This is a genomic window from Gordonia hankookensis (assembly GCF_014673215.1).
Classification (GTDB): Bacteria; Actinomycetota; Actinomycetes; order Mycobacteriales; family Mycobacteriaceae; genus Gordonia; species Gordonia hankookensis.
Genome location: NZ_JACWMS010000002.1, coordinates 679535 through 698503 on the forward strand (window position 1 = coordinate 679535; position 18969 = coordinate 698503).

16 protein-coding genes are annotated in these 18969 nt (G+C 66.8%); 4 read left to right on the plus strand and 12 right to left on the minus strand.

The window, feature by feature from the left end; genetic code table 11:
* Positions 1-12 precede the first annotated feature (12 nt).
* Positions 13-633 carry a LysE/ArgO family amino acid transporter gene (locus IDF66_RS10395; RefSeq protein WP_190266775.1) on the minus strand — a complete coding sequence of 207 codons (621 nt, stop codon included), beginning with the start codon at positions 631-633 and terminating at the stop codon, positions 13-15.
* 80 nt (positions 634-713) lie between these two features.
* Here IDF66_RS10395 and IDF66_RS10400 point away from each other — a divergent pair, with 80 nt between their 5' ends.
* The gene (locus tag IDF66_RS10400; RefSeq protein WP_190266776.1) at positions 714-1628 is read left to right on the plus strand and encodes a LysR family transcriptional regulator ArgP; all 915 of its coding nucleotides are present in this window, start codon (positions 714-716) and stop codon (positions 1626-1628) included.
* Here the strand turns inward: IDF66_RS10400 and IDF66_RS10405 are convergent.
* Both IDF66_RS10405 and ku read right to left on the minus strand, forming a co-directional pair.
* On the minus strand, positions 1621-2943 hold the full coding sequence (locus IDF66_RS10405; protein WP_190266777.1) for an MFS transporter: 1323 nt from the start codon (positions 2941-2943) through the stop codon (positions 1621-1623). The two genes, IDF66_RS10400 and IDF66_RS10405, sit on opposite strands and share 8 nt — an antisense overlap.
* A gap of 150 nt (positions 2944-3093) precedes the next feature.
* Positions 3094-4068 (minus strand): non-homologous end joining protein Ku, encoded by a 975-nt coding sequence (gene ku, locus IDF66_RS10410; RefSeq protein WP_455428728.1) that lies wholly within the window; start codon positions 4066-4068, stop codon positions 3094-3096.
* A gap of 60 nt (positions 4069-4128) precedes the next feature.
* Here ku and IDF66_RS10415 point away from each other — a divergent pair, with 60 nt between their 5' ends.
* A complete protein-coding gene (locus IDF66_RS10415; protein WP_190266779.1) occupies positions 4129-6516 on the plus strand; it encodes an ATP-dependent DNA ligase in 2388 nt (795 codons plus the stop codon).
* A 29-nt stretch (positions 6517-6545) separates the two neighbouring features.
* Entirely contained in the window at positions 6546-7301 is a 756-nt protein-coding gene (locus IDF66_RS10420) for a dienelactone hydrolase family protein (RefSeq protein WP_387998803.1), read from the plus strand.
* Between the two features lie 49 nt (positions 7302-7350).
* On the opposite strand, the gene IDF66_RS10425 is transcribed toward IDF66_RS10420, so the two are convergent.
* A complete protein-coding gene (locus tag IDF66_RS10425) occupies positions 7351-8205 on the minus strand; it encodes an SDR family NAD(P)-dependent oxidoreductase (protein ID WP_190266780.1) in 855 nt (284 codons plus the stop codon).
* A gap of 153 nt (positions 8206-8358) precedes the next feature.
* On the opposite strand from IDF66_RS10425, the gene IDF66_RS10430 reads away from it, so the two are divergent.
* On the plus strand, positions 8359-9117 hold the full coding sequence (locus IDF66_RS10430; RefSeq protein WP_190266781.1) for a metallophosphoesterase: 759 nt from the start codon (positions 8359-8361) through the stop codon (positions 9115-9117).
* Between the two features lie 39 nt (positions 9118-9156).
* Here IDF66_RS10430 and IDF66_RS10435 read toward each other — a convergent pair whose 3' ends face one another.
* The 8 genes from IDF66_RS10435 to IDF66_RS23775 all read right to left on the minus strand — a co-directional run bounded on the left by IDF66_RS10435 (position 9157) and on the right by IDF66_RS23775 (position 18895).
* Positions 9157-11391, minus strand: coding sequence for a SulP family inorganic anion transporter (locus tag IDF66_RS10435; protein ID WP_223309410.1), 2235 nt, complete (start codon positions 11389-11391; stop codon positions 9157-9159).
* 168 nt (positions 11392-11559) lie between these two features.
* On the minus strand, positions 11560-12579 hold the full coding sequence (locus tag IDF66_RS10440) for a YdcF family protein (RefSeq protein ID WP_190266782.1): 1020 nt from the start codon (positions 12577-12579) through the stop codon (positions 11560-11562).
* Between the two features lie 96 nt (positions 12580-12675).
* Entirely contained in the window at positions 12676-13470 is a 795-nt protein-coding gene (locus IDF66_RS10445) for an SDR family NAD(P)-dependent oxidoreductase (protein WP_190266783.1), read from the minus strand.
* 138 nt (positions 13471-13608) lie between these two features.
* On the minus strand, positions 13609-14037 hold the full coding sequence (locus tag IDF66_RS10450; RefSeq protein WP_190266784.1) for a DoxX family protein: 429 nt from the start codon (positions 14035-14037) through the stop codon (positions 13609-13611).
* A 209-nt stretch (positions 14038-14246) separates the two neighbouring features.
* The gene (locus IDF66_RS10455) at positions 14247-15743 is read right to left on the minus strand and encodes an NAD(P)(+) transhydrogenase (Re/Si-specific) subunit beta (RefSeq protein WP_387999238.1); all 1497 of its coding nucleotides are present in this window, start codon (positions 15741-15743) and stop codon (positions 14247-14249) included.
* Between the two features lie 26 nt (positions 15744-15769).
* Positions 15770-16075 carry an NAD(P) transhydrogenase subunit alpha gene (locus IDF66_RS10460; RefSeq protein WP_124708935.1) on the minus strand — a complete coding sequence of 102 codons (306 nt, stop codon included), beginning with the start codon at positions 16073-16075 and terminating at the stop codon, positions 15770-15772.
* Positions 16075-17157: a Re/Si-specific NAD(P)(+) transhydrogenase subunit alpha gene (locus tag IDF66_RS10465; protein ID WP_164308140.1), complete on the minus strand. Its 1083-nt coding sequence runs from the start codon at positions 17155-17157 to the stop codon at positions 16075-16077. The genes IDF66_RS10460 and IDF66_RS10465 overlap by 1 nt, the downstream gene beginning before the upstream one ends.
* A 265-nt stretch (positions 17158-17422) precedes the next feature.
* Entirely contained in the window at positions 17423-18895 is a 1473-nt protein-coding gene (locus IDF66_RS23775) for a PE-PPE domain-containing protein (protein WP_223309411.1), read from the minus strand.
* Positions 18896-18969 lie beyond the last annotated feature (74 nt).

Sequence of the window (18969 nt, forward strand, 5' to 3'; positions counted from 1 at the left end):
CAGACCGCGCCCTCACACCGACGCGATCAGCATCGCCCCCATCGCGAGCATCACCACCGCGACGATCGCATCGAGCACCCGCCACGACCTCGGGGACGCGAAGTGGCGGGCCAGCTTGGTGGCTCCCCCACCGAGGGAGGCGAACCACAGGAGGCTCGCGAGGCACGCACCGATGGCGAACGCCCACTTCGCATTTCCGTGGCTGTTCGCGATGGCCCCCATGGTGAGCACCGTGTCCAGATAGACGTGCGGGTTGAGCCACGTGAGGGCCAGCGTCATCCCCACCGCCGCCCACCGGCTCACCGTGTTCGCCTCGCCCGCATTGGTCACGATGGCCTCGCTGCTCCGCAGGCACCGACGTGCCGCCATCAGCCCGAGCACGATGACATAACCGCCGCCGACGACTTTCGCGATCGTCACCACTGCCGGGTGAGCGGAGACAAGGGCGCCGAGCCCGGCGACACCCGCGAGGATCAGGACGACGTCGGAGATCGCGCACACCGCGACGACCGGGATCACATGCGCGCGGGCCACACCCTGCCGGATGACGAAGACGTTCTGCGGACCGATGGCGATGATCAGCCCGGCGCCGGTCAGCAACCCGGCGATGGCGGCAAGGACATACGTACTCATGGCGACGACGGTAAAGACGTCAGGCACAACAATCCAGCGAATGTTTTTCATGAATCATCAGAGCAACTTAAGATCGACGGATGGAGATCAGCCAGGAAGGCCTGCAGACCCTCGCCGCGGTTCTCCGTGAGGGCACCTTCGACGCGGCGGCGACATCGCTGCACATCACTCCATCCGCGGTCAGCCAGCGGATCAAGGCCCTCGAGACCTCGGTCGGACGAGTCGTCCTGCGCCGGACCAAACCGGCCACGGCCACGCCCGACGGTGAGGTGCTCGTCCGCCTCGCCAAACAATGGGAGCTGCTGCTCGAGGAGACCCGCGCCGAACTCATCGGCAGTGGGACGGACGAGGACTCCGCCCGCATCCACCTCCCAATCGCGGCGAACGCGGACTCGTTGGCCACCTGGTTCCTCCCGGTGCTCGCGCAGATGCATCACGAGCACCCGGTCGCCATCGAGGTGGTGCGTGACGACGAGAGCCAGAACACCCGGTTCCTCCGGTCCGGAGAAGTCCTCGCCGCCATCACCTCGGACCCACTCGGCATCCGCGGCTGCACCACCCGGGCACTCGGGTCGATGCGCTATCTGCCCGTCGCCACACCGGATTTCGTGGCCCGTTGGCTCCCCGACGGCCCGACTGCCGAGGCGCTGTCACGCGCCCCGATGGTACTGTTCGACCGCAACGACTACATCCAGCGGGATGTGCTGACAACTCTTGCCGCGCAGCCGGTCTCACCACCGATCAGCTACATCCCCGCCTCCACCGAGTTCCACCTCGCCGTGCAACTCGGCGTCGGCTGGGGTGCGGTGCCGGAGGCCCAGATCGCCGATGCGCTCGACGCGGGCCGGGTGATCCCGATCGTCGACCACCACGTCGACGTCCCGCTGTACTGGCAATACTGGAAACTCAGTTCGCCGATCCTCGACGCCCTGACCGAACTCACCGTCGCCGCGGCCGCCGAGCACCTCGTGGCGCCACCGGGCCCCCTCAGGTGAGGACCTTGGGATTGTCGGTGACCTGAGTCCGCAACGGATGGTCGATCTCGTCACGCCACAGTCGCGCCGCGAGGTAGAAGCACGCCGCGACCGGCACCGGCAGCAGACCGGCCAGCACAAAGGTGGCGGTCAACCCGATCGCGTGACTGACCGGTGCAGCGATCGCCATCGACACGGGCATCAACGCGACCGACACGAAGAAGTCCAGGCTCGCGACCCGCCCGAGCAGCGCAGGCGGGACCCTGCGCTGTAACAGCGTGCCCCACAAGACCATCGGGCCGTCGAACAGAACACCCATCAGGAGCCCGGCGGCCACGAACATCCACGTCCGGTCGGCGAAGCCCATGATCACCAGCGGCACACTGGAGAAGCCCCAGATCGAGAACATCACCGTCAGATAGCGTCGCGGCATCCGGATCGAGGCGAACACCAGCGACGACAGTGCCGCACCGACGCCGAACGCCGCGAGCACCAATGAGTGGTCGCCTGCACCGCCGTGCACACGCTCCCGCAGGGCGAACGGCACCAGGACCTCGATCGGCCCCATGGTGGCGAGCACCAGGATGCAGGCGAAGAACAGCGTCGCCCACAACCACGGGGTGCGCCACATGTACGCGAAGCCCTCGGCGATGTCGGTGACCACCGACCGGAACGGGTGCGCCGTGATCGCGCTGGGCTCGCGTCGCAGCACCCGGACCGGGTCCATCGCGACATAGAACAGCGACGACGCAGCGCTCGCGAGACCCGCCAGCACGATCGAGGCGGCAGGCGACGCGATCGAGATGACGCCGCCCGCCACCATCGGGCCGAGCGCCTGGAAGACCACCGGACGCAGAAACCCCTCGATCCCGTTGGCGGCCTGCAACTGTTCGGCCTCCACGATGCTCGGCAGCAGCGCCGAGTACGCGGGGTAGTACATGCCCATGGTGACGCCACCGACGAACGACGCGACGATGAGGAAGGGCTGGTTCAACGCACCGAGCAGGGCGGCGACACCCACGACGACGAAGGCCAGCAACTTCACGATCTCCAGCGCGATCATGATGCGCCGCTGGGAAACCCGGTCGGCGAGAACTCCGCCGGCGAGGGTCGACACCACCATGCCGAGCGCGGCCACGCCGGTGACGGCCGAGAGCTGTCCCGGCCCGCCGCCCATGCCGATGACCTGCCACACCACCCCGACGGTCCACACGCCGTCGGCGAACATCGCCAGTACCAGGCCGAGTACGAGCAGCCGGTACTGCCGCAGTGCGAACGGTCTCAGCGCTGCGGGCAGGCGATGGTCGGCCGCGTGCCGATCGGACCCGGTGCTCACCCATCGAGCTTGCCGGATCCCCAGGTCAACGGGCTACCGATTTTCGCAAGGGATGATCAGCTGAGCATCACCTGTCACAGGCGCCGGCCGCACCATGGGTTCGGCCCCGCGCGGACGTGATGGCGGGTCAGCGGCCGTGCGACCGGCTCCTCATGCCGACTTCTTCGCGGCCGCCTTCTTCGCAGGTGCCTTCTTGGCGGCCGCCTTCTTGGTCGGGGCCTTCTTGGCGGCCGCCTTCTTGACCGGGGCCTTCTTCGCCGGAGCGTTCTTCGCCGGGGTCTTCTCCGCAGTCTTCTTGGCCGGGGCCGACTTCGTCGCGTCGTCGTCCGACGGCGAGCTCCCGGCGACACCCTTGTCCTTCACCGACGCGCGCAGCGCGGCCAGCAGGTCGGCCACCTCGGAGTCCTCGTCCGCCGAGGATTCTTCCTCGCTTTCCGGGAATGCCTCGGCGCCTTCGGATTTCGCTTCGACGAGTTTGGCCAGCTCGACCTGATAGGTGTCCTCGAACTCAGTGGGATCGAAATCCTTGGCCATCGTCTCGATGAGCGACGCGGCCATCTCGAGTTCCTGCGGGCGGATCTCGGGTTCGTCGCCGAGGAAGTCGAAATCGGCCGCACGGACCTCGTCCGGCCACAGCAAGGTCTGCAGGGTCATGACGCCGTCGACCACGCGCAGGGCCGCGAGCCGGGTCCGGTTGCGCAGCGTGAAGTTCGCGATGGCGAGACGGTCCGTCTTCTGCAGCGCCTGGGCAAGCAGCGCGTAGGCCTTCGGGGACTTCGACGCGGGCTCGAGGTAGTAGGGCTTGTCGAAGTAGATCGGATCGACCTGGTCGGTCGGGACGAACTCGAGGATGGAGATCTCAGGACTCTTCTGCACCGGCAGCATGCCCAGGTCCTCTTTGGTGAGGATCACGGTCTCTCCGGAGTCGGTCTCGTACGCGTTCGCGATGTCGGAGTAATCGACCTCGGAGTCGGTCCCTTCGCGAACTCGGCGATACCGGATCCGTGTGCCGTCCTTCGAGTCGACCTGATACGACTTCCGGTCGTGACTTTCCGTGGCCGAATACACCTTGACCGGAACGTTCACCAGGCCAAAGCTCAGATCGCCCTTCCAGATCGAGCGCATGCGGTTCATTGTGCCACCGGTTCACCGAATCCTCGGCCCGGAACGTGGACAATGGTGATCATGGCGGGCGGTGACAGTCTCGAGGTCGACGGTCATCGCATCCCGATCACCAACCTCGAGAAGGTGTTGTATCCGGCGAGCGGTACCCGGAAGTTCGAGGTCATCGACTATTACTCGCGGATCGCCGATGTCATGCTCCCGCACCTCGCCGGACGCCCGATCACGCGCAAACGCTGGCCGAACGGCGTGGAATCGATGCCGTTCTTCGAGAAGGATCTCCCGGTGTCGGCGCCGGATTGGCTCGAGCGATTCGGCGAACAGCACAGCAAACGGGTGATCACCTACCCCCTCGCGTCCTCGCAGGCCGACCTCGTGTGGTTCGGCCAGATGGCCGCGCTGGAGTTGCATACGCCGCAGTGGCGTGTGCCGGCCTCTGACGGGACCGCGCCGAAAGCCGACCGTCTCGTCCTCGATCTCGATCCCGGGCCCGACGTCCCGCTCTCGCAGTGTGCCGAGGTGGCACTGATGATCCGTGACATGCTGTCGGCGGCCGGGCTGACCGCGTTCCCGGTGACGAGCGGCGGCAAGGGGCTGCACCTGTACGCACGGTTCGACCGCCCCGTCGCGCCGGACGCGGCCCGAACCGTCGCCAAGCAGATCGCCACCAGTCTGGCCGCCGCACATCCCGACTCGATCACCGCGACGATGTCCAAATCGATCCGGGCCGGCAAGGTGTTCATCGACTGGAGTCAGAACAGCGGCTCGAAGACGACGCTGGCGCCGTACTCGATGCGCGGTCGTGACCAGCCATGGGTGGCCGCGCCCCGCTCCTGGGACGAGCTCGGCGACCCCGACATCGGCCAGCTGTTGTTCCACGAGGTCCTCGAAAGAGTTGCCACCGACGGCGATCTGCTCCTCGACCTCGACGACTCGCACGATCCCGCAGCAGCGGATGGCGAGGGGACGCAATCCACCGAGCTCGACGCCGTCACCGCGGCGGCCACAGCTCCCCCGGGGTCGAATCCTGTTGTCAGCCTTGGCGAATACCGCCGCAAGCGCGATGCGGACAAGACACCCGAGCCGTTCGGCGACGAGGCGCACCGTGACCGTGACGACGAGGAGACATCGGCCGGTCCGATCTTCGTCATCCAAGAACATCATGCGCGCCGCCTGCACTACGACTTCCGGCTCGAGCGGGACGGTGTGCTGGTCTCGTGGGCGGTCCCGAAGAACCTGCCCGACGACCCGGGTCAGAACCGGCTCGCCGTGCACACCGAGGACCACCCGATGGATTACGCCGATTTCGAGGGCGAGATCCCGCACGGCGAATACGGTGGCGGGCACGTGGAGATCTGGGACCGCGGCACCTACGAGACCGAGAAGTGGCGCGAGAGCGAGGTCATCGTCCGGCTGCACGGCGAACGGGTGCAGGGCCGCTACGCACTCATCAAGACGGGCGACAAGAACTGGCTCGCCCATCTGATGAGCGACGAGCCGCGGCCGATCCTGCCGGACAGTCTCAGGGAGCCACGACCGATGCTGGCCACCGATGAGTCGATCGACAACCTCGACGGACGCGACTGGGCGTTCGAGGGGAAGTGGGACGGCTACCGAATCCTGTTGCGCTACATCGACGGCGACTTCCGGCTGACATCGCGTTCGGGTATCGACATGACCGCCGACTTCCCCCGACTGCGCTCCATCGCCGACGATCTCGGGCTGATCGACGTCGTCCTGGACGGCGAGGTGGTCGCCCTCGATGCGAGCGGTCGGACCAACTTCACCTTGCTCGCCGCGCGCAACACCACTGACGAGGACCTCAACGTCAAGTTCTACATCTTCGACGTGCTCTTCCTGAACGGCACGTCACTGCTTCGTCGGCCGTGGTCACAACGACGGGAGCTGCTCGAGGAGCTCGCCCCGGCCTTCGCGCACTCGCCCTACGCCGAGGTCCCGCCTCTGCTCGACGGGCCGGGCCGTGCCGCCGTGGAGCACAGCCGCGAACAGGGCTACGAGGGTGTCGTCGCGAAGCGACGGACCTCAACCTATCAGCAGGGCCGGCGCACCACCCAATGGCGTAAACACAAGAACTGGAGCGACATCGAGGTAGTGATCGGCGGATACCGGCCCGGTCGCGGCAACCGGGCGGACACCATCGGGTCGTTGCTGCTCGGACTGCCCGAGGAGACCGGGCTGCGATATGTCGGACGGGTCGGCACCGGCTTCAGCGACGCCCAACTCCGTTCCCTCGCCGAAGAACTCGAACCGCTGCAGATCAAGACCTGTCCATTCGTCGACAAGCTGGACCGGCCGGTCGCGTCGAGCGCGGTGTGGGTGTTGCCCAAGATCGTCGGTGAGGTCCGGTTCATGGACTGGACCACCACCGGTCACCTGCGCCACCCGAGTTGGCGCGGCATCCGTCGTGACAAACTGCCCGGAGACCTCTGAGATCCGTCCACCGTGGAAAGGACAACCCTGTGCCGAGCGAGATGATCACGATCTCCACGCCGGATGGCGTGGCCGACGCCTATGTCACGCGTCCCGACGACGTTGCCGGGCCGCTGCCTGGTGTGCTGTTCGCCATCGACGCCATCGGGCTGCGCCCGCAGACCAAGCAGATGGCCGATCGGATCGCGTCCTGGGGATACGTCGTGTTGGCGCCCAATGTCTTCTATCGCTCCGGTGCCGCCACCGATCTCGAACCCTCCGCCGACCTCACCGATCCGACGAGCCGCGCAGACTTCTTCAAGGAGGTGATGCCGCGGGTGCGGGCACTCACCGACGACCTCTCCGCACCGGATCTGTCGGCCTACATCGACACCCTCCGCGGGCTCGAGGGCGTCTCCGACGGCGACATCGGGATAACGGGCTACTGCATGGGCGGACGCCTCGCGCTGCTGGCCGCGGCCACGCGTCCCGACGTGGTGGGCGCGATCGGCATGTTCCACACCGGCGGCCTCGTCACCGACGACGACAGCAGTCCGCATCGCCGTCTGCCCGACGTCCGCGCTGACGTGCTGGCGATCCATGCCGACGAGGATCAGTCACTGCCACCGGAGGCCGTCGCCGCGTTCGAGCACGCCCTCACCTCATGCGGTGTCACGCATTCGGCGACGGTGTACCCGGGTGCCCACCACGGCTACACCATGGCCGACACCGCGATCTACCACCACGAGGCCACCGAGAAGCACTTCGCGGAACTGCAGGAGCTGTTCGGCCGCGCGCTCCACTGACCGCCGACGATCACGCCGAGCGGGCACCGAATCCCGCTGCGCGTGCGCGCTACAGGTGTTGCCGCTCCCGCTGCGCAGCGACGAACTTCGTCGACAGCTTCTGCATCAGTCCGGGTGCGAGCCGGGAGAAGCGCCACGCCATCCGGGCCTGCGCGGGCACCACCAGCAGCGGCCGGTTGCTCTCGACGGCGTCGAGGGCCTCGGTCGCGAGCCGGTCGGCGTCGTAGGCTGTCCGGACACCCTGCCCGGACAGGTAGAAGGTCCGGCCGGTGAACCCGCCGACGCCGGGGGCATCGAGCAGCGGCGTCTCCACCGCGGCCGGGCACAACGCCAGCACGCCGACACCGTGCGCCGCGGCCTCCGACCGCAGCGCCAGGGACAGGCCGACGACCGCGTGTTTGGTCATCACATAGCTGGTGAGCAACCCGGCAGCGGTGAGCCCGGCCATCGACGCGGTGTTCACGATGTGGCCGGACCGCTGACGGATCATGTGCGGATAGGCTGCCGCCACACCGTGGACCACGCCGCGGATGTTCACGTCGATGATCGCATCCCATTGGTCGGCGGTGAGGAGTTCGGTGTTGCCGCCGAGCGCCATACCGGCGTTGTTGAACATGAGGTCGATGCGGCCCGTCGACGCCACCACCTCGTCCACCAGGTCACGGACCGCGTCACCGTCGGTGACGTCGAGGTACGCGGCACGGGCCGAGCCGGGCGCCGAACTCAGGCCGTCGACCACCCGCTGTGCCGCGTCGACGGCCCGATCGGTACACACCACGTCGGCGCCTTCGGCCACGAGCGCTCTCGTGAGCGCCGCCCCGATCCCGGAGCCGCCGCCGGTCACCACCGCGGTCGCACCCGCATATCGAGTCGTGTCCCGATCCCCGCCACCTCGTCGCCTCATCCGCCGACTTTCATATCTCCGACGACAACTGTCAACACCCGCCACGCGCGGCCGACCGGAGGGGGCAGGGCGCGCGCAGATTCGGGGGGCCTTGCCGCGCCGTCCGCGGCCGATGTGACTAGCCTCAGGTGAGTCCGTCATCGAGGAGCGCGTGTGTTCGTCGTCGCCCACATCAGCGACCTGCATTTCAACGGCACGCGGTACAACCGCAGCCGCATCGAATCGACGCTTGGCTACATCAACGCCCGCGCCGACGGCATCGACGCGCTCCTGGTGACCGGCGACATCACCGACGAGGGCAGCGAGTCCGAGTACCGCGAGGCCTACGGTGTGCTCTACAGCCCCCTGCCGATGCTCATCACCGCAGGCAATCACGACAAGCGGGAGACCTTCAACGCCCACCTGAGAGGCCGGACGACCGCTGACCCGGTCAATCAGGCGGCACTGATCGGCGGTGTGCTGTTCGTGGTCTGCGACAGTTCCATCCCCGACCGCAACGACGGTCTCCTCACCGACGAGACGCTCGCGTGGATGTCCACCGAGATCGCGGCCGCCGGCCCGACGACGCCCGTGCTGATCGCCTTCCACCATCCACCCACCACGTTGGGCATGCCGTTCATGGACTCCATCCGACAGACCGGCGAGGCGCGGCTGGCAGCGATGGTCGAGCAGCACCCGAACATCGTCGCCTTCCTCTGCGGCCACGCCCACACACCGTCGGTGACCACCTTCGCCGGACGACCACTGGCGATCGCGCCCGGAGCGGCGTCCACCCTCAACCTTCCGTTCGAGGGCACCGAGATCGTCAATCGCGGTCAGCCGCCGGGCATCGCGTTCCACTTCCTCGACGGCCTCGGCGGCCCGCCCGACGACTGGCGACTGATCACGCATTTCCGTTCGGTGATGTTCTGACCGAGAGGGTGAGCGACGGTCCGGGAACGCGCCGGACGATCAGGGCAGCGAGGTCTCCGCGCGCGCATCGGTGCCCGCGAGCCGGATCTCGGTGCCGGTGACCTCGAAGACCTGCGCGGTCGGGATGTCGAAGAACAGCCCGACGACTCGCAACCGCCCATCGGTGGCGGCACGTCCGACGACGGGGTCGCGCATGAGGTTCTCCACCTGCTTGGCCACATTGACCACGGCGAGCTGGTCGACCTCGGGGAACCCGCTCTCGGCGGCGGCCCGGCCGGCCGAATGGCCCAGGCGGTAGGCCGCCAGGCTGGGGATGGCGTGGCCGAGCCAGGAACCGATCTTGCCGTCGCCCGCGTCGGCACCGGCGAGCATCGCCTTCATCGCGCCGCACGACGAATGACCGCAGACCACAACCGAACTCACCCCGATCTCACCGATGGCGAACTCGAGTGCGGCGGCCACCGACGTGTCGGTGGACCCGTCACCGGGAACCAGGTTGCCGACGTTGCGGACGGTGAACAGGTCACCGGGGCCACTCGCCGTGATGATGTTGGGCATCAGCCGCGAATCGGAACAGGTCAGGAAGAGCGAGTCCGGGTCCTGGCCGTGGGTGAGGTCGGAGGTGGCCGCCCGCAGGACGTCGGCGTGGTCACGGTGGTACTCCGACACCCCGCCCATGATCGATTGCAGCGAGGCCGGGGTTCCGCCGAGGCGCTGCTCACCGCCGTTCCGGCGGCTACGCCACGGGGTGAGACCGATGATGCCGGTCGTGTGCCGGCGCGGCGGCGCCTCCCGCGCGTGATCGAGTCGTGCCTTGCCCCGTTCCAGTATCAGCACCGAGCCACCTGTCGCCTCGTGCGCCCACTTCCAGTCCTCGATCGCCTCGGTGGCGGCATGGTCGAGGAAGTCGACGTCGAGTTCGAGTGTGACGTGCGCGGATTCGGGCACCGCGGTGAGCGCCTTGTTGAGTTTCGGCAGTGAGAGGAAGCTGAGCGAGCCCCGGGCGCGGATCAGCCACTGGCGTGAGCCCTCGGTGCCGAACGGCTCCGAGGTGATCTCCGCCCGGACGACGCGCCACACCACCAGTGCGATCGCCAGTGCGAGGCCGATGGCGACACCCTCGAGAAGGTTGAGGAACACCACGGAGATCACCGTGACCGCGTACACCCACAGGTCGCCCGTCTTCAGCGCCGTCTTCATGTGGGCGAGCTTCACCAGCTGGATGCCGATGACCACCAGCAACCCGGCCAGAGCCGCGGTGGGGATCTGTTCGACAAGGCCGGTCAGCAGCACGGCGAACACGAGCACCCACACCCCGTGCAGTACAGCCGATGCACGGGTCTTCGCGCCGGTGGCCACATTCGTGGTGCTGCGGACGATGACGCCGGTGACGGGTAGTCCGCCGAGCAGCCCCGAGGTGATGTTCGCGCCGCCCTGCCCGAGCATCTCGCGGTTGAAGTCGCTGCGCGGGCCGGTGTGCATCTTGTCGACGGCGACCGCCGACAGCAGGGATTCGACGCTGGCGATCAGCGCGACGGTGATGATGCCCATGACCACGGCACCCCAGTTGCCGGTGGGCAGTTCGGGGAGTGCGATGGCCTCGAAGAGATTGCCGTCCAGAGAGATTCGTTCGATGTTCAGCCCCAGGATGACGGTCAGTGCGGTTGCCACGACGATCGCGACCAAGGGGCCGGGCACCTTGCGCACCGACACCGGAAGCATGGTCCAGGTCAGCATCATGACGATCACGAGACCGCCGATGACCGCACTCGCCCAGTCGATGTTCATCAGGTTGGCGGGCAGCTGGGTGACGTTGTCCCACGCGGTGCTGCCCGACTCACCGCCGAGCAGGACATGGATCTGTTGCAGGGCGATGGTGATACCGATGCCTGCGAGCATGGCGTGCACCACGACCGGCGCAATCGCCAGCGCTGCGCCTGCCTTCCTGCTGAGTCCGAACACGATCTGCAGGAGGCCTGCAGCCACTGTGATGAAACATGTGACCTTCCAACCGAAGTTGGCGACCAGTTCGGCCACGACGACCGTCAGGCCTGCCGCCGGTCCGGATACCTGGAGCGGACTACCTCCGATCAGACCCGCCACCACACCGCCGACCACTGCGGCGATCAGGCCGGCCATCACCGGCGCGTCGGACGCGATGGCGATACCCAGCGACAGCGGTAGGGCGACGAGGAACACGACCAGTGAAGCAGGGAGGTCGTATCTGAGGTTGGCGCGGAGTTCGCGCAAAGAGGACATCTCCGACATCTGCATGACTCGACCGTACCGACGGGATGTTAAGTCGAGCTTTCCCGAACGCTGTGAATCCTGTGAGAACGGACAACTACCCGGCCGCGATGTGTCTCAGTTCACCATCGAGCCGATCATCACTGAATCATGCATCGTTGCTTATGTTTTCGACGGCAATCACAGCCGGACCATTCAGTTGGCCTCCGACGATCCCGTCCCGAGCAAGGTCTCCAGCAGCTGTCCACCGAACTCGGTGATCAGCCCGGGCCCGGTGTCGGGGAGGTTCTGCGGAAGCGGAAGGCCGAGTTGTCGGGTGGCCGGGATCTTTGCCGTGCGCGTCGCCTCGAGCCGGATTCCCTTCTGCTGCTCGCGGGTCAGCGGCGAGGCAAACTTCGACAGATCCGTCGCAGTGGTCACCGTCGCGACGGTGCGGAGCCCGGCAGCGGCGAAATCTGCTGCACCACGGCGGATGTGGTTGGGCGAGGTGACGAGGATGACGTTGCTGATGCCCTGGCCGCGCAGGATCTCCGCGGTGTTCTGCGCGTTGGCGACCGTGGATCCGGATGCGCCCTCCTCGGTGATCCGAGCCGCGTCGACCCCGTTGGCGACCAACCACTTCTTCATCGCCGCGGCCTCGGTGACGCCCGCCTTGGGCACGCCTCCGGTCACGACAATCGGTGCGGTGGTGGTGGTTTCGGCCTGGGACTTGGCTGCCGTCACCCGCCGGACCAGTTCGGGAGCCATCCTGCCATCGCGATTGAGCCCGAACCCGAGGACCACGATCGCCGCCCGTCCGGCAACGGTCTTGGGCGTGGTGTCGGGGACGATCTGCGCGGCCGCGGCGACCCCGTCGTTGATGTTGCGGGCCGCGGTCGCCAGAGCGGGATTGACCCCGCGGAGCCGGGAGAGCGCAGCCTGACGCGTTGTGGCGTCGCCCGCCTGGTCGGACCAGACAGCTTGCAGAGCAAGAGCATCCGGGTCCACTGGAATGATGGCGAGCGCCTGCTTGATCGCATCGAGGCCACCCGGCACGTCTCCGGCGGCGAACTTCTGCTGCGCCGAGTTGTAGAGCGTCGCCGGGTCCACGGTGGTGGCCGCGGGCGCGACCGATCGCTCCGACACGACGGGCACCGCGCCGACGGCAACACCGCCGAGGCCGGCGAACGCGATCACGGCCAGCGCAGCAGCCCGGCGTTTAGCCACTCTGGTCACATTTGTCACTTGCGTAACACTAAGGTGCCCGCGCAACGCCACGGCACCTGTGTCATCCCAGATCGGTAACGACCGCACCCGGTGCGGTGGTCGAGATCAGGGCAGGATCGAGTCCACGTAACCGCCGTCGACCCGAACCGCTCCCCCGGTGGTCGCCGACGCGAAGTCCGAGCTCAGATACACGACCAGGTGGGCGATCTCCTCGGGCTCGATCAGGCGTTGGATCAGCGACTGCGGCCGATGCCTGCGCATGAACTCGCGCTGGGCCTCATCCCAGGGCAGATCGCGGTCGACCAGCGAGTAGACGAAATCCTCGACACCGCCGGTGTGTGTGGGTCCGGCGATCACCGAGTTCACCGTGACCCCGGTCCCCGCAGCAGCTTTGGCGAATCCTCGCGATGCCCCGAGAAGGGCTGTCTTGGAGGTGCCGTAGTGGATCATCTCCTCGGGGATCACCACGGCGGAATCACTGGCGATGCTCAGAACGCGACCCGCATTGCGCTCGATCATCCCGGGCAGATAGGTACGGATCAGCCGTACCGCACTGAGCACATTGGTCTCGAAGAATCGGCGCCACTCGTCGTCGTCGATCTGCAGAGCAGGCACCGCTTCGAAGATGCCCAGATTGTTCACCAGGATGTCCACCGACGGAAGGGTTTTCACCAGCTCGGCCACTCCACTGTCGGTGGTGACATCGGCGGGAGCCGGCAGGAGCTCGGCACCGGGTACGTCGCGCGAGATCCTTTCGATCGCGTCGGAGACGGAACCCGGAGACCTGCCGTTGACCGCGACACGGGATCCGGCACGCGCCAGTCCGGTCGCGATCGCCGCGCCGATGCCCTGTGTGGATCCGGTGACCAGTGCCGTCTTCCCGGCGAGATCGATGTGCATGTGCCCGCGTCCCTTCATCCATGTCCCGACACCACCACCCTAGCCACCGCGTGGGCCGAGAATCGGAATCCGGAGGGCTGCGCGGACGACGGGATGCCGCCGACGGTGACCGTCGGCGGCATCCCTTGCGTCACTGGATCATCGGCGCAAGCCGACCACCTTCAGCAGGCCCGGGCGACGCAGGATCAGCCCGACCCACATCAACACGCCGACGTAGACGGCGAACAGGGTGGTGCTGACCACCGGCGACTCGATGCGCATGTTGGCGGTCACGGCACCGCCGAGGTATGCGGTGATGCCGAGCGCGCCGAGCACAGCGGTACGCGGGATCGCGTACACCACAAGGCACACCAGCAGGACGGTACCCATGACGTAGGCCTGTTCGATCGGGAATCCGAGCTTGGCGGTGCCCTCGACGACGGCCTCGGGTTGCGTCAGCTTGCCGATGACGTCGAAGGCGAGGAAGGCGCCGATCACGACACTGATGACGACGCCAACGATCTGTCGCACGCCGCGGGCGCCGGCGATCTCGGGGGTGGTCGACGGGGTTGCGGTTGCGGTGACCATGACGAGCTCCTCGGGTGGTGGTGGGGTGGTGGTGTTGTGCTGAGATAGACACCACCCCCGCGGAAAACTCATCGCCGTCCCCCGGCGCCGTTGCCCAAGTGCTGTTGCCCAAGCCACCCAGAAACAGTCAATCCACCTTGGTTCAGAACCAAGGTGGATTGACCTACTGCGTGTATTTCGGCGCTGCGGATATTCGGCGCTGCGTGTGGTTAGAGCGCCTTGAGTTCCTCGATCACGCTGTCGACGCTCTTCTTGGCATCCCCGAACAGCATGCTGGTGCCGTCGCCGTAGAAGAGCGGGTTCTCGATGCCCGCGTAGCCGGAACTCATCGAACGCTTGAGCACGATGACCGAACGGGCCTCGTCGACGTTGAGGATCGGCATACCGTGGATCGGCGAACTCGGGTCGTTGCGGGCGGCCGGGTTGGTGACGTCGTTGGCGCCGATGACGATGGCGACGTCGGTGCGGTTGAACTCACCGTTGATGTCGTCCATCTCCTTCATCGCGTCGTACGCGACGTCAGCCTCGGCGAGCAGGACGTTCATGTGGCCGGGCATACGGCCGGCGACCGGGTGGATCGCGTACTTGACCTCGACGCCCTTGTCCTCGAGCAGTGCGGCCATCTCCTTGACCGCGTGCTGGGCCTGCGCGACCGCGAGTCCGTAGCCGGGTACGACGATCACCTGGTTGGCATATGCCATCTGGATCGCGGCATCCGCGGCCGAGGTGGCCTTGACGGTGCCGCCGGCATCTCCCGCGGCCCCGGCCGGTCCGGCATCGCCGCCACCGAACGAGCCGAAGATGATCGCCGGGATGGACCGGTTCATCGCCTTGGCCATCAGGTTGGTCAGGATCGAACCCGAGGCCCCGACGATCATGCCGGCCACGATCATCGCCTGGTTGTTGAGCGCCAGACCCGCGGCGGCAGCGGACAGTCCGGTCAGCGCGTTCAGCAGCGAGATCACCACGGGCATGTCCGCGCCACCGATCGGGAACACCACGAACAGGCCCATCACCCCGGCGATCACCAGCAGCAGCACGATCCAGAACCACGGCGTCGCCGACGTCGAATCCGCGCTGACGCCGATGTAGACGGCGATCGCGACCGCCGCGATGGCGAGCACGATGTTGGCGAACTGGAACCCCTTGGCCGCCTTGACGAGTGACTTCTCGAAGTTCTTGTTCAGCAGTTCCTGAAGCTTGGCGAACGCGACCAGCGAACCCCAGAACGACACCGAACCGATGATCGCCGCGAACAGCGACCCGACGATCACATGCACGTCCGGGGTCTCACCGACCGCGGTGAACCCGTCGGTCTCGATGTACTCCGACCACGCGATCAACGCGACGGTGCCACCGCCGACACCGTTGAACAGCGCGACCAGCTGAGGCATCGCGGTCATCTTCGTCTTGAGCGCCGGCGGGATGCCCAGCACCACACCCACGGCCAGCCCCACCGCGATGAGCACCCAGTTGACCGTCGGCACCCCGGCATCACCGGCGTTGTTGTAGACACCCAGCAGGGTCGCGATGATCGCGATCCCCATACCGGTCGCCGCGATCCAGTTGCCACGCACCGCGGTCTTGGGTCCGGTCAGACCCATCAGACCGTAGATGAACAACGAGAACGCGACGATGTAGAGGACGGTGACCCCGTAGCCGAGACCCGCCGAAACCTGTCCAGACGATTCCAGGGCGACGTTCAGGCTCGTTGACTGCAGGACGGGCGCGCTCACTTGGCGGTCTCCTTCTTACCCTTGAACATGCCGAGCATGCGGTCGGTGACCGCGAAACCGCCGACCACGTTGAGCGTTCCGAACACCAGCGCCACGAACGCGATGATGCGCACACCCCAGTTGGCGTCGGCGGGCAACGAGCCCAGGACCACCAGTGCACCGAGCACGACGATCCCGTGGATGGCGTTGGTGCCCGACATGAGCGGGGTGTGCAAGGTGTTGGGCACCTTGGAGATCACGGCGAAACCCACGAACCCGGCCAGCACCAGGATCGCGATGTTCGCGAGAAGTTCGTTGTACATCAGGCCTTTGCCTCCTCACGTGTGACACAGGCCCCGGCGAGTACCTCGTCGTCGAAATCCGGTGCGAAAGCACCGTTGTCGTCGAGCATCAACTCGATCAGAGCGAGCAGGTTCTTCGAATAGAGCTCGCTCGCATGCTCGGGCATCGTCGCAGGCAGATTCAGTGGCGACGTGATGGTGACGTCGTGCTTGACGACGGTCTCGCCGGGTTCGGTCAGCTCGCAGTTGCCACCGGTCTCGCCCGCCAGATCGACCACCACACTGCCGGCCTTCATGCCTTCCACCGCGGCGGCGGTGACCAGCCGCGGCGCAGGCCGACCCGGCACCAACGCGGTCGTGATGACCACGTCGAAACCCTTGATCGCATCCTCGAGAGCCTGCTGCTGGCGGGCACGTTCGTCGTCGGTGAGCTCACGGGCGTACCCGCCCTCACCGGCTGCGTCGATACCGAGATCGAGCCACTGCGCACCGACCGAGCGCACCTGCTCGGCCACCTCCGGACGCACGTCGTATCCGGTGGTACGGCCGCCGAGCCGCTTGGCCGTGGCCAATGCCTGCAGCCCTGCGACGCCCACGCCGAGTACCAGCACCGTGGCAGGTTTCACCGTGCCGGCCGCCGTCGTCATCATCGGGAAATACCGGGTGGACAGATCGGCCGCCGCGATGACCGCCTTGTAGCCCGAGACGTTGGCCTGCGAACTCAGCGCATCCATCACCTGCGCACGCGAGATCCGCGGGATCGCCTCGACCGCATACGCCTCCACACCCGCGGATGTGAGCGCGCCGATCTGGTTGTCGGCATTGCGGGGTGCCAGGAAGCCGATCAGCTTCTGCCCGCTGCGCAATCTGCCGATCTCGTCATCCGACGGTGGCGCAACCCGCACCACCACATCGGCCGAATACGGATCGCCGATGGTGGCGCCCGCCTCGACATAGTGTTCGTCGGGGATCAACGCCCCCAGACCGGCACCCGATTCGACGATCACCGGGACGCCCTTACCCACCAGCGAGCCGACCACCTTGGGGACCAACGCCACTCGGCGTTCGCCCGCGGCAGACTCGCGCACGACACCCACACTCATAGTTCTCACCCTGTCTGGTTCACACCGGGCAGACCGGACACCCCGCGGTCGATGCCTGCATCACGTCCGCGTCGGCCGTGATGCACCGGGAGCAGTGCATTTGTCACCCGGCTCACAAAAACGTGCGACGAACATAGCATGGGCTCACCTGAAGGGGGCGACGCAGTCAGATTGGTCACTTTCTCCTTGACCGAACATGTTCCACTACAACTGGACAGTTGTCCAGTCTCTTGTCCAGGTCGCACATCCGGGCCGGCAACCGCGGCTACTCCGCCGATGCGGTGAGCGAGGACGAACGCGACGGTCCGGAGGTGGCCTCGTCCGACTCCGACGCGCCTCCGGTCGACGTCGCGACCTGCGGCTCCGCGGATACGGCGTCGGGACCGTTCGTCGAACCGTCACCTGGTGACGACGTGTCGTCGACGTCGCCCACCGATGTCGGGTCCTCGCGCGCAGAGTCGGCACTCGTCGAATGCGAGGCCCGTGGGTCGTCAGCGGCGGACCCATCCGCCTCGGGTGCGGATCCGCTTGCGGCAGCTACGGTCACACCCGTCGGCGCGCCGGGTGCCGTCACATCCCGCTCCTGCGACCGCGACGACGACTCGGGTCCGGACACCGCGGCGACTCGTTCGACGCGGGACTGCGTCGTGACGGCGGTCGAGGACTGCGCCTCCAGCGCGTCCGGGTCGGTGACCGGGAGCTTCACACCGACGGCCGCGAAGATCTGCTCCTGGATCTCACGCGGGGTCGGCACGGCGAAGCCGGCGACCGTGCTCTGTTCACCCGGCATGGGCACCCTGACCAGCGCGCTGAGCACGGTGTCGAACTCGGTCGGCACCGGCACGCCGAGACCACGCAGCAGCATGCCCCACGGATTGCCTCCGTCGAGGACCACGTAGGTGGTGTTTCCCACCGTCCAACGATCGACCTCGGTGTACTGGTTCACGTAGTCGCCGTCGGCGCCGTGGATGTAGAAACCCGGCAACAGATAGAAGGCGGTCTCGAATGGGTGCACGAGCGGATTTCCGAGACCACAGGCCGAGTCGCCCCGAACGCAGTACGAGATCACCGTGACGCCGCCGGTGTCGCTCTCGTCGCGGGCGCCGTTGGTGTACAGACCGGGAATGAAACTCGGCACCACGACCTCCACACCGGTATTCGGGAATCGGGTGTCGGCGCCGAGAAGGACCACCATGTTCTCATCGGGAATCGTGCCGTCCTTGTGCAGGAGGTAGGCGGCATTCCATGCGATCGGGCCGCTTTGTGAGTAACCGTTCAGGACGAGCATCCGATCCGGATTCGCGGCGTAGGCGGCACGGGCCGCCTCGACGGTCCCGACCGTGCCCACATCCACCGATTCGTTGTAGGTTGCATCGCCGACGAGGTGGATCGGGATCCCGAGCAGGTCGAATCCGAACGCCGCCGGGTACGAGACGATCACGACCTTCCCGGCGTCATACTCGCCGGCGGCGGTGTCGTACATACCGATGTCGACGGTCCTGCGCCATTGGTCCGCGCCGTCCGCGTCGCCGGTGCCCGGCACCAGGATGACCGTCGCGTTGTCGCCGAGGCCGGTGGGCAACCACGCCGCCTTCGACCGGATCTGCGGGGCCTGGGGCCACGACGCCGGAACCTCGACGCCGGGCCGGGGCACGGGTTCGATCGACATGGCGTGCGCCGAGCCCACCTGACCCACCACCGCCAGGAAAACACAGAGCGACAACAGAACTCGACGCATGGTGACCTCGATCTCGGGAGGGTCGGTGCGCAGAGTTTAACCGTGTTCAATCACCGATGCAGCATAGTTCGACG